Source organism: Xenorhabdus anantnagensis (assembly GCF_028598555.1).
GTDB lineage: Bacteria > Pseudomonadota > Gammaproteobacteria > Enterobacterales > Enterobacteriaceae > Xenorhabdus > Xenorhabdus anantnagensis.
On sequence record NZ_JAQRFN010000001.1, the window covers coordinates 366,219 to 377,807 of the forward strand.

Sequence of the window (11,589 nt, forward strand, 5' to 3'; positions counted from 1 at the left end):
TCAGCTTCTTAATATTATTTGGGCGCTTTATCTATTCATTTATGGCAGCATTGGAACATTATCTGTAAACACAACAGCAATCGGTGAAATATCTCCATAACCCAAAAACAGAATATAATAACCAATAACGCTCAAATTTATGGCGATATTATCACGATCGCCTGATTTTTTGCCCTATTTTCTGCCTTAAAGGTGCTCCATGTCACAACCAACCTTTACACCTGATAATGCAACTATTGCCAGCCAATATTCCCAAAAGTTGGCACATGTTCGTCAACGTCTGCTTTCACTATTTATCCAAGATAAGCTATTTGTCGATACATTATTGGGTCAAACTGATGAATATCCAGCTATCAGTGACGAACAATTATTGGAGAAAATAGAGGAAGTCAGTACACTGCTGACCAGCCTGCATGCTGCCGATATTGCCGATATTCTGGAAGCCTTGCCTTATGATGAGCGTCTCGCTTTATGGCGTTTGATCGACAATAATCATCGCGGTGAGGTTTTGGTGGAAGCCTCTATTCCTGTTTGGGATAACCTGATCAAAGGTATGTCTGACGTTGAGCTGTTACGCACTATTGGTAAGCTACATGTAGATGAACAGGCCTATATCGTAGAACATCTTCCTCGTGATACTACTCGCCGCCTGCTGACCTATCTGGAACCGAGCCAACGCAATCGCATCCGGGAAGTATTGCAGTACCATAAAGACAGTATCGGTCAGATGATGGATTTCGAGTTCGTGACAGTGCGAGGCAATGTTACACTCAGCACTGTTCAGCGCTTTTTACGCTCCAGAGGCTCAATTCCTGAAACGACAGATAAGATCTTTGTCATTGATCGCAAGAATCGCCTTCAAGGGGAGCTGCTCCTCACAACCTTACTGCTCAATGCACCGGACAGATTGGTATCCGAAGTCATGAATATGGATACTGTTACTTTCTCACCAGAACAAAAAGGTGAAGATGCTGCCAGTGCATTTGAACGTTACGACTTGATTTCCGCCGCCGTAGTGGACAATAACGGGCGCTTAATGGGACGCCTGACTGTTGAAGATATCGTTGATACCTTAAGTGAGGAGACTGACACCAATATTCGCCGAATGGGGGGCTTAAGCCGCGAAGAAGATGTTTTCGCTCCGGTTGGTCAGGCAGTAAAAACTCGTTGGACATGGCTTGCCATAAACTTATGTACCGCTTTCGTTGCTTCACGCGTCATTGGCTTATTTGAACATACCATTTCCCAGCTCGTGGCCCTTGCAACTTTAATGCCCATCGTGGCAGGCATCGGCGGCAATACCGGTAACCAGACCATCACCATGATCGTCCGGGCGCTGGCACTCCATCAAATCCAAACCGGCAGCTTTTCTTACCTGTTATTGAGAGAGCTGGGTGTTGCCGTTATCAATGGCATTATCTGGGGTGGAATCATGGGCGTCATCACTTATCTGCTCTATGGTGACCTCGCAATGGGAGGTGTCATGACGATGGCAATGGTATTGAACTTATTGATGGCCGCACTGATGGGTGTATTAATACCCTTTATTATGATGAAATTGGGCAGAGATCCGGCAATTGGCTCCAGCGTGATGATTACCGCAATTACAGATACAGGTGGATTCTTTATCTTTCTAGGATTGGCGACACTATTTTTGGTTTAGTTTTTATTGTGTTTTATAAATTTACATAAAAAACGCCGATGCCTGAATCGGCGTTTTTTGTAATTAATAGATTCGATCTATTAATACACTCTTTCATCCCAAACACTATATCCAGAAGTTCCAGCCATATGGTGATGGCAAATAATGTCTTTATATTTGATAGAGACGATTTCTGCTAAAGCCATAGAAGATATTATGCATAAGGATGGTGGCTCCCTTATTAATGAGTACTGTGATATAAAACATATACATAACATGTCTGGTCTGGATTATTATAAAAAGAAGTGGTACTTCAAAAGGCATCCAGTTGGTCTAGTAATGTCTAAACAGTTATTTCTTCAGTCAGATAGGTCCCATACATTATGGCATACTGAACCGGGGTATAATTACTTTGTTGCGGTTAAAGGCATGAAAAAATGGAAAGTAACAGCGCCAATTTTTTCACCCTTCCTGTATCCTGTAATAAAAGATAGTCCTACTTATCATGTTTCTAAAGTAGATGGACGTGAGTCGAATTCTATAATATCCCGGAGAGGATTTGAGCTGTATAAATATATGCCAATTTATAGCTGTACTGTAGAAGAAAGCGATTTTTTTGTTATGCCTCATTTTTGGTGGCACACTGTTACAAACTCTCCAGGGAAGCCATCTATATCTCTGTCGTTTAGAACAGTTTCCGAACCGAATTTATACTCACCGGCGTTTAATTTCTTACGGATCACTGACCCGAAAGTTAAACATATGCGTGAGAAAGTGATCAAATATAGAAGGCTCTTTGATGAGGATATAGCTGAATTACTTTACGCATTCGCAGATCCTAAAAATGATTTGACAAAGTCAAGAGGTAATGACTAGAGATTCTTTAATCTAATACCTAGCTGAAATTTAGATACTAATAGAGCTAAACTAATTCTGTCACATTACTAATAAAAATCATGGTAATGATGCTCTAATTAAAGTGTAAAGAGCTTCTTTCGGACCATTTGTCGATATTCTGTCGGGCTTAAATCAAAATGTTGCTTGAACACTTTACTAAGGTAAGCCTGGCTCTCATATCCGGCTGCTACAGATATTTCATGTACAGTTAAATTAGTCTTGGCAAGAAGATCTTTTGCCATATTTAAGCGTATCTCTTGTATATATTTTTTAGTAGATAATCCTGTAGAGCTTTTGAATCGTCGGGTCAATGTCCGTGGTGAAATAGAAAAGTAAGCGGCTAATCTATTAAGATTCATGTTTTCATTAATGTTATCTTTTAACCAAGATTGAATATCGCTTATTAACTCATCTGGGTGTCGATCTACTGCACCGTCGAGGTACCGTTGTTCTTCGTATGGCCGTCGTATTTCATGATAAAAATTGCGTTGTACATTTTTAGCCGCTTTCCTGCCATAAAGGAGGGAAACTAAATGAACCATAATATCTGCTAGTGCATTGAGGCTAGCTGCACAGTAGATTCTATTTGATTGAGTAATAAAAAATTCTGACTTTAAGTTTACCTTGGGATAGTCTTTTTTAAATTGTTTGGAGTAATGCCAATGAGTCGTTGCAGCAAGGCCATCTAATAGACCTGACTCCGCTAACAAGCATACTCCAGTACCAACAGCAACTATTGTTGCTCCATTTTTCCACTGATTTAATAAATAGCTCAAGATATCCCTACTTTTTTTTATAATAGGCCTTGGGTTTCGCCAAATACTAGGAACAATTATTAAATCTGCGTAGGGGGCAGAATTAGCAGATGAATCTGACTTAATCTTAAAATTTTCATGCAACGAAATATCATAACCCTTGTCTGAGATATAATTGATACTGATGTTACTGCTTTTATTTTCTATCTGTGATGAGGCTAAACCAGCATGAAGCATTTCAATAGGTAAGGTAATGCTGCTAGTCAGGAGATTAGGAAAAATAACAATGTGTACATTTTTTATCTTCATATATTATCAGTTATTGATTGGCCGAAAAATATAAAATATTGGCTTTTTTTTCATAATGAAAAATTTTAAATTGAATTAGAATCTTCATCAACTAATTATTTTTCATAGGAATTAAAATCATATGCTTGCTTTGCCCGTTATCGTTGGCTCTGGTGGTATAAACGCTGCAGGGAGAACGTCATTTCATCAAGGATTTCGTCGTATTGTTATTGATAAATTAAGCCAAGAAGCGCGCCAAGAGACTTTTTGGGGTCTCGCGACGTTAATGAACTTAGTTTCAATTGGTAAAAATGGCTTTATCGATCACGAAGGTCAACCAATCATGTTGCATGAGATTGAATCCAAGTATGGTGAAGAAATATTGCAAGGGACGTTGATTCGTAAAATAGATAAGTCTCATTTTGATGTAGATGCCACACACTGGCAGAAGAAGATGACACTAAGTGCGAAAAAAGGGGATAGATTGGTTTTTGAAACTGAAAAATCTTCTTTGCCTACTCCAGTACCTCGAAATTGGGAAGTTACCTCGCTCGAAAATAATCGAGTGGAAGTTACAGTACGTGGCGATCTTTGTGTCAAGCATGATGCCTATTTTGACAATAGAATTAAAGCTGCTGGTCAATTACCTAAGGGGTTTGAACTCGAAAAATTATATAAAAGTCGTAACCACCCTCGAGGATTACAAGCGACTATTTTTGCAGCTACCGATGCTATAAAATCATGTGGGTTGGATTGGGACGAAGTTCTATCTTTGGTAGAGCCAGACAAAATTGGTACTTACTCAGCTTCTTTAACGGGTCAAATGCAAAAGGAAGGGTTTGGCGGGATGATGGGAAATCGTCTCAGAGGTGAGAGAAGTAATAGTAAGAATTTGGCATTAGGGCTAAATTCTATGTCTACAGACTTTATAAATGCTTACGTTATTGGAAGTGTAGGCACAACTTTTTCAACGACTGGTGCATGTGCAACATTTCTTTATAATTTGAAATCTGCAGTAAACGATATACAAGGAGGGCGTACTCGCATCGCTATTGTGGGAAGTGCAGACTGTGCAATTACGCCAGAAATTGTCGAGGGCTTTGCGAATATGGGTGCTTTGGCTGACCTTGATAGTCTTAAAAAGTTAGACGGTGTGGATGAAGCAAATATAGATTTAAGTCGAGTGAGCCGGCCATTTGGAAATAATTGCGGCTTTACAATAGGTGAAAGTGCTCAATTTATTGTGCTAATGGACGATGCTTTAGCTATTTCTTTGGGAGCACATATCATGGCTGCTGTCCCTGACGTTTTTGTAAATGCGGACGGGATTAAAAAGTCCATTACTGCCCCAGGTGCGGGTAATTATATTACCATGACTAAGGCTGTATCATTGGCAGCCAACATCACCAGCAAAGATTCTGTTCGAAATCGGAGCTGTATTATTGCACACGGTTCAAGTACACCGCAAAATCGAGTGACTGAATCGCAAGTATTTGACTATGTAGCAAAAGCGTTTCGTATTTCAAATTGGAAAGTAACTGCTCCAAAAGCTTATCTTGGTCATACTTTAGCAGCGTCAAGCGGTGATCAGCTAGCAGTCGCGCTTGGTATATTTAGCCACAATATAGTTCCTGGTATCTCTACTATAGAAAAAGTCGCCGATGACGTTTATGCAGAGCACCTTGACATTAGAACATCGAACTATCATACCGAGGCAATTGACATAGCATTTGTCAACTCGAAAGGGTTTGGTGGCAATAATGCAACTGCTCCACTTTTGTCTCCAAGCGTGGTACTTAGCATGATTGCTAAACGTCATGGTATCGAAGCTGTTGAATCTTATTATGATAAAAATCTTAAGATTAAAGCTAACCAAGCTAACTATAGTAAAAAAGTTAACTCGGGTGAGTTTGATTTAATATATAGATTTGGCGAGGATGTGATAAATGAAGAAAATATTAATATAAATGAAGAGGAAATTTATTTGCCAGGCTACGAATTACCTATTGTTTTGTCAAATAATAACCCTTTTAAAGATATGTGTTAATAAATGATATTTTAACTATGTTTTGTTTTTATAATGTTATTTTATTTGAATTATATTAGGTAAATTTACTGCTTGATATATCTAGGTATCTTTTAACAAAATTATTAGGCCAATAATGTTTCAGATTTTGATTAGTTTTATAGAATTTTTTTCCAAATCACTGACTGCAAGTATTGTACTTTCTTTGATTCATAGGCCAAAAGAGGCCAAACTATACCGTAATGAAGAGAGTATAATGTCAAAGTCAAAACGAAGTTCGCTACAGAATAAGTTTGGTCCATTTGAAGCAATTGTTTGCCATTCATTGGGGGTTCTTTTCAGTTTCGGAACAGGAACTGCGCTCACTGTATACCCGATTAGCTCCCTTGTTTCACCCCCCCGGCCCACAACAACGCAGCCTTGCCTATCTCCGGGGACTGCTCAGTGACGTTGAGCGTAAAAATGGCTGGCAACTGGCGGAATGGATAGGCGAACGCACGCCTGATGGGATTCAACATCTGCTGGTTCGGCGCAGCCGGGATGAAAAACAGGAACGGGCCTACTATGTGGTGTATGCGCGCAGAGAACAGGCTGATCTGAAAATCCTGGCTCAGGTGGCAGGCCGTCGCTGGGAAATTGAATGTGGTTTTGAGGAAACGAAGGGAGAATGCGGGCTGGATCATGACGAAGTGCGGCAATGGCATAGTTGGTATCGGCACATTACCTTATCGCTACTGGCCCATGCGGTTCTGGCCGTTTTACGGATACGGGAGAAAAAAACGCCGGTGGGATTGATCGCCCTTAGTGTGGCGGAACTGCGTAAGCTGCTGTCAAAATTGATGGAAAAGACCGGAGAGAGCGTCGAGCAGGTTTTACATTGGTCATCCTGGCGACGACGACATCAATACCATGCACAACAATGCCTTTATCGTCGCCGGGATAACCTTATGATTACAGAGCGATTACGGCTGTAGTATTAACTGCATAACAAGAGGGGCAGATTACATCAATCTTTGCCATTTGAACGTTCTCCAAACAGGTATCCTTATACATGATTCAATAAATTGATGTCACAACCCAATTCTATAAACAACAATTTTGTACAATATTTAACATTTAGGCAGGAATATCGTTAATGTAAATTTAATTTAAGCGAATTATAAGATGATATTTAACACTGATAACTTTTGGATTAGGAATCCCCCAGAAATTGCTTCAATTGCGACTCTTGGACCTGAAGGAACAAGCAGTCAATCAGCAGCGAAATATCTGACCAATTTAATTGGAAAACCCTCAGACATACTTCTTTTTGATACTTTTGAACTCGCCTCTGAGTATGTGGAAAAGAATGAGTCATGCATTTTTCTAGTCGCCAATGCATATCAACGAGTAGATAACTTTTACATGAACAAAAATACCCTTCTACTTGGGTCGTTTTTCTATTCACCTCCCGCTTATTATCTTGGTTGTAAAACTTCCCTCGCTTTAGAGAAAAAGATAGCTGAGCAACAAACCATAAAAATAGCTACGCATCATGCGCCTCTATCTCGTTTAGAGAGCCTAATTGAATCGGCTGAAGACAAGATTTTGGGAATATCTGATGCTCATTTAGAAATAGAGATTACGAACTCTACAAGCAATGGAGCGAGACTAGTTGTAAACGGCGACGTTGATTGTTGCTTAGCAAATGCGGATGCAATTAAACATTATGGGCTTACAGCAATATCTCACCCTCTACACATTGAAATGACATGGGGGGTATTTTCTAACAGCCAAATTCATAAAAGGAAAGTTGCATAATGAATGACAAAAAGTGTGTATTGGTAATCGATAAAGATCTTCCTCTTGGAGTCATTGCAAATACAGCAGCAGTGCTAGCTCTTAGCCTTGGCAAGGCTCATCCTGAGCTCGTAGGTGACAATATCAAGAACCGTGATGGAGGGGAACATTTAGGGATCACTCGTATCCCAATTCCAATTCTTGCGGCAACTGCAAGCGAGATAAAGGAAATTCGTTCTCAATTACAATCACACGCTACGATAGTTGACTTCTCGAACGTGGCAAAAAGCACTAAGAGTTATGAGGATTACTCAAGTAGGTTAGAGGCTGTCAGTGAGGACAGCATCGAATATTTAGGCATAGCTGTGTACGGCGACAAAAAAGTCATCATTAAGCAAACTGGAAATATGAAGTTAATACGATGAACAATTTAATTGATATGGTTTTAGTGACAGGATCTCCTTATCTACGCGGTTCAGAATTGAGCCCTGATGAGCAGCCTGTGCGCGTAGTTACTCTTAGTGATTTTTTCATTGATGTTCACCCTGTGACTAACGCTGAGTTTGCAGTGTTCATTGAGCAAGGGGGCTATAGAAGTAAGAAATATTGGTCAGAAGAAGGTTTTCAGTTTATCCAAGATAATGGCATTTCAGAACCTTTATATTGGCATGATTCTAATTGGAACCAACCAAAGCAGCCAGTAACCGGCATTAGTTGGTATGAAGCTGTCGCATACGCAACATTTGTAGGTAAGGAATTACCAACTGAAGCGCAGTGGGAGTTTGCTGCGAAAGGGAACGATAATCGACTCTATCCATGGGGAAATAGCGAGCCATCTATTACAATTGCAAACTATGCCCCAGACTGTGAGCCAGCTGAGCTCAACCGAAAATCCACGGATTGGGATGCACATCCACAGAATCGCTCCCCATTTGGTTGTATTGATATGGCAGGTAATCTGGCTGAGTGGTGTCTAGATAATTACTACCAAAATTACAGTTGGGACAAAACTCATATTGATCCCGTTTATCTTAGTATCCCTACTGACGATCATATAGTTCGAGGTGGTTCAGGGCTGCATGATGAAGATTATATGCGCTGTACATGCAGAGATAACTACCCTCCAACAGTACGGGACAACATCGTAGGTTTACGCTGTGTCAAATCTCTATAATAAATACATAAAAAAGGAAAATATGAGAACTCCATATATTGATAAGAAGCCTTCTTCTTTACGCTACTACCAAGAAGGGCCACCTGAATCATATGATTCTATTGATATGAAAGAATGGGCGCTCAAGATATTTTTACCTCATGAGCCAATGCCAATTCTTGTTGCATTCGAAGACCTTAAGAACATTGCACCAATAACAGAAAGCCGCCGAGTTGTATGTGTTTGCAATTGGAGTATCAGAAGAAACTGGACAGGCGTTTTACTAGAAGACCTATTGAAATATTTAGGGATAAACCAAGCAAAACATCTTTCATGCAATTTGAAGCAGATAAGTTTAGGCACAAGTAAGGGAGGGTATGACTCTACAATATCCCTTAGTAATGCATTAGAAAATAGAGCGATGATTATTTGGGCGGTGGACGGTGAACCCCTGTCTTTGGAAGAAGGTTACCCTATCCGTCTAGTCGACTTTTCGCTATATCGGTACAAAGGGGTTAAATGCTTGTCTGAATTGTACTTTACTGATGAGTTCGAACAAGGATTTTGGGAAAGCAAAGCTGGTTATTGCAAAGAGGGAAAAATCAAGGCAAAACGATACCGCATTGTTGATTTGCAAGAGCATCGCTTTATTAATGGCTCTGGAGAAGTCACTGATTTTTAGGAGGTAGAAGCTTATGACTCAATTATTGGCAATGGCAGTTTTTGCCCTTGTAACTTCTATATCGCCAGGACCTGTAAACATAATAGCAACAGTTACTGGAGCCAATTGCGGATATATTCGAACTATCCCACATATAACCGGTGCTACAATTGGTTTTGTATCGATTCTATTTTTACTAGGCTTTGGATTAGCTCAAGTTATAAATGAGGTGCCATATCTAACCGAAATGCTTACCTATATAGGAGGCAGTTTCTTGTTATACTTGGCATATAAAGTTGCAATGCAAAACCCAATGATCGGGGATGATAATGAACCAGAGGCCAGTGCTCCATCCCTTATACAAGGAATAATGTGCCAATGGCTTAACCCGAAAGCATGGATTGTGTCTTTAGCAGGTATATCCGTTTTTAGTAGTCACGATGCAGAGATTAATGCACTACTACTTTTTTGTGCGATTTTTTTTATTGTCTGTTATGCATCAATTTCAGCATGGGCTGTTTTGGGAATAACGATTAGGACAGTTTTGGATATACCTAAACATTATAAGCTTTTCAATCTCACTATGGGGCTATTGTTAGCAATTACGGTCGTATATACTTTTTTTATGTCAGGTTAGAAGCTGTTGATGTTTTAAGGTTATAATTCATTCAACCCACATCGGTAACCAGATAATGATAAATGCCAGTGCCAACATACTGGCATAATTCCGTTCAAGTTTATCGTATCTTGTTGCTATTGCACGAAAATATTTAACTCTGGCGAACACATTTTCCACCAAATGACGATATAAACATTTATCAATCTTTTTATCCGATTTTCGGCTATTTTTTCGGTAGGGTATAATTGGCATTGCTCCCTGCCGTTCAATATGATTTCTGAAAGACGCTATTCCATTTACCGAATTCTGGCGGTAAATCGCGCCAGGGAATGCTCGTTTTCATTCGGTAAAACATGCCTTCAAAGGTCAAACGGTGTTCAGGTTTGCGATAAATCCAACCCGTGTGTTGCATTAACGCAGATAGCTTATTCCAATGGAGATCTGTTAACATGGTTCGCGGCATGATGGTGAGATCTGATTGTTTTTTAGCGGAATTATACCAAATCATCTTGTTGTCTAATAATCCCTCACAAAACATCAACAACCCCTAGAAGGGTATGAACACAGATGACCAAGCAAAAATTCTATCGTTCGAGTGCAGTACCCATTGAGCTGCGCTCTTCTAAAAACTCGAAAGCCTGTTACGGGAAACACACTCACGAAGAATTTTCCATTGGAGCTGTAGATTGCGGTCATAGTGATTACTTCAATAGTAATATTAAACGTAGAATACAAAAGGGTTCTCTTGTCATAATTAACCCTCTAGAGGTTCATTCATGCAACCCAGTACCAGATACAAATTGGAGCTACAAAATGCTGTATGTATGCCCCAAATGGTTAGGCTATGTGCAATCGATGGTTGTAGGTGAAAGAGTAACGAATTTTATCCCGTTCTCAATTAATCATACCGATGCTCCAGAACTTTATGTACAGTTTCAAGAATTAGCCAATACAATCATTCTTGATAAAGACAAAATGAAAACGGAAGAAGAGAGCATCTCTTTTTTTTCCAATCTGTTTTCACAGTCCAACTCCATACCTTTAGATAAAGTTGTACCAAAAAATAATATATCTAAGGCGTATGAATATATTTATGAAAATTTTCGAAGCAATATATCGGTAAAGGATATTGCTGTTCACTCTCAATTGAGTGAATATCATATTATCCACTCATTTCGAAAAACATATGGTATTACTCCACATGCTATGCAAATTGCAATGCGCATTAATGAAGCAAAAGTACTTTTGAAGCAGGGAATGAATATAGCGTCTGTAGCAACTGAGTTAGGCTTTTATGACCAAAGCCACTTTCATAGGAACTTCAAAAAATTGGTTGCGGCGACTCCTACAGAATATAAAAAAATATAGGTCATGTATTCAATCCATTGATTGGTATTAAATATAGTATTCACGCTCAATGAACGTGCCGATGACCTTATTATGCATACATGGACGCCCCTTGCTTGCCAAACAATTGTTTGTCATGACCATAACCAAGTTAAGATTGCAGCCATACATCCGAACTTTAGTTGAGGCTGTCGCCTGTTTCCGGGGTACTAGATCTAGCCCTGCCGCTAGCTGGCGACCATTAGCGAAGTGTCTGGCATCCCCTACTGATGCCAGTGTTGAATTTCCTGTTCCAGTTCCGTAACCTGACGATCAAGCGCCTTCAGGTGATCTATTATTTTGAAATATTATTTAACGAAGTATTGTGAATGTCTGTCTAAAGAAGCAAACAACGTTGCTTATCTATCTTAAGTTTATGTTAA

The 11,589-nt window shown here is 39.6% G+C and carries 11 protein-coding genes and 2 pseudogenes; 11 read left to right on the forward strand and 2 right to left on the reverse strand.

The genetic code is table 11. The features are described from left to right. Positions 1 to 199 precede the first annotated feature (199 nt). Positions 200 to 1,663, forward strand: a complete 1,464-nt coding sequence (mgtE, locus tag PSI14_RS01435) for a magnesium transporter (RefSeq protein WP_273574055.1) — start codon at positions 200 to 202, stop codon at positions 1,661 to 1,663. Positions 1,664 to 1,807: 144 nt separating this feature from the next. Continuing rightward, the gene (locus PSI14_RS01440; protein ID WP_273574056.1) at positions 1,808 to 2,518 is read left to right on the forward strand and encodes a cupin-like domain-containing protein; all 711 of its coding nucleotides are present in this window, start codon (positions 1,808 to 1,810) and stop codon (positions 2,516 to 2,518) included. 98 nt (positions 2,519 to 2,616) lie between these two features. Here the strand turns inward: PSI14_RS01440 and PSI14_RS01445 are convergent, their stop codons facing one another. Next, positions 2,617 to 3,603 (reverse strand): GlxA family transcriptional regulator, encoded by a 987-nt coding sequence (locus tag PSI14_RS01445; RefSeq protein WP_273574057.1) that lies wholly within the window; start codon positions 3,601 to 3,603, stop codon positions 2,617 to 2,619. Positions 3,604 to 3,724: 121 nt separating this feature from the next. Between PSI14_RS01445 and PSI14_RS01450 the strand changes: the two genes are divergently transcribed. From PSI14_RS01450 to PSI14_RS01480, 7 genes and pseudogenes are all read left to right on the forward strand, one after another. Next, positions 3,725 to 5,629, forward strand: coding sequence for a beta-ketoacyl synthase (locus PSI14_RS01450; RefSeq protein WP_273574058.1), 1,905 nt, complete (start codon positions 3,725 to 3,727; stop codon positions 5,627 to 5,629). Between the two features lie 497 nt (positions 5,630 to 6,126). Beyond that, positions 6,127 to 6,387, forward strand: a pseudogene (locus tag PSI14_RS01455) (transposase); the annotation flags it as partial. Between the two features lie 385 nt (positions 6,388 to 6,772). Next, positions 6,773 to 7,408 carry a hypothetical protein gene (locus PSI14_RS01460; protein WP_273574059.1) on the forward strand — a complete coding sequence of 212 codons (636 nt, stop codon included), beginning with the start codon at positions 6,773 to 6,775 and terminating at the stop codon, positions 7,406 to 7,408. Beyond that, positions 7,408 to 7,812 carry a DUF2000 domain-containing protein gene (locus PSI14_RS01465; protein ID WP_273574060.1) on the forward strand — a complete coding sequence of 135 codons (405 nt, stop codon included), beginning with the start codon at positions 7,408 to 7,410 and terminating at the stop codon, positions 7,810 to 7,812. The genes PSI14_RS01460 and PSI14_RS01465 overlap by 1 nt, the downstream gene beginning before the upstream one ends. 23 nt (positions 7,813 to 7,835) lie before the next feature. After that, complete coding sequence (locus PSI14_RS01470) at positions 7,836 to 8,561, forward strand: formylglycine-generating enzyme family protein (protein WP_273574061.1); 726 nt, start codon at positions 7,836 to 7,838, stop codon at positions 8,559 to 8,561. Continuing rightward, entirely contained in the window at positions 8,545 to 9,222 is a 678-nt protein-coding gene (locus PSI14_RS01475; RefSeq protein WP_273574062.1) for a molybdopterin-dependent oxidoreductase, read from the forward strand. The genes PSI14_RS01470 and PSI14_RS01475 overlap by 17 nt, the downstream gene beginning before the upstream one ends. 13 nt (positions 9,223 to 9,235) lie before the next feature. Further along, a complete protein-coding gene (locus PSI14_RS01480) occupies positions 9,236 to 9,838 on the forward strand; it encodes a LysE family translocator (protein ID WP_273574063.1) in 603 nt (200 codons plus the stop codon). Positions 9,839 to 9,865: 27 nt separating this feature from the next. On the opposite strand, the pseudogene PSI14_RS01485 reads toward PSI14_RS01480, so the two are convergent. Continuing rightward, positions 9,866 to 10,283: pseudogene (locus tag PSI14_RS01485) on the reverse strand (transposase). 104 nt (positions 10,284 to 10,387) lie between these two features. On the opposite strand from PSI14_RS01485, the gene PSI14_RS01490 reads away from it, so the two are divergent. Continuing rightward, positions 10,388 to 11,188, forward strand: a complete 801-nt coding sequence (locus PSI14_RS01490; RefSeq protein ID WP_273574064.1) for an AraC family transcriptional regulator — start codon at positions 10,388 to 10,390, stop codon at positions 11,186 to 11,188. A gap of 61 nt (positions 11,189 to 11,249) precedes the next feature. Further along, the gene (locus tag PSI14_RS01495) at positions 11,250 to 11,471 is read left to right on the forward strand and encodes a hypothetical protein (RefSeq protein WP_273574065.1); all 222 of its coding nucleotides are present in this window, start codon (positions 11,250 to 11,252) and stop codon (positions 11,469 to 11,471) included. The last annotated feature ends 118 nt before the right edge of the window (positions 11,472 to 11,589 follow it).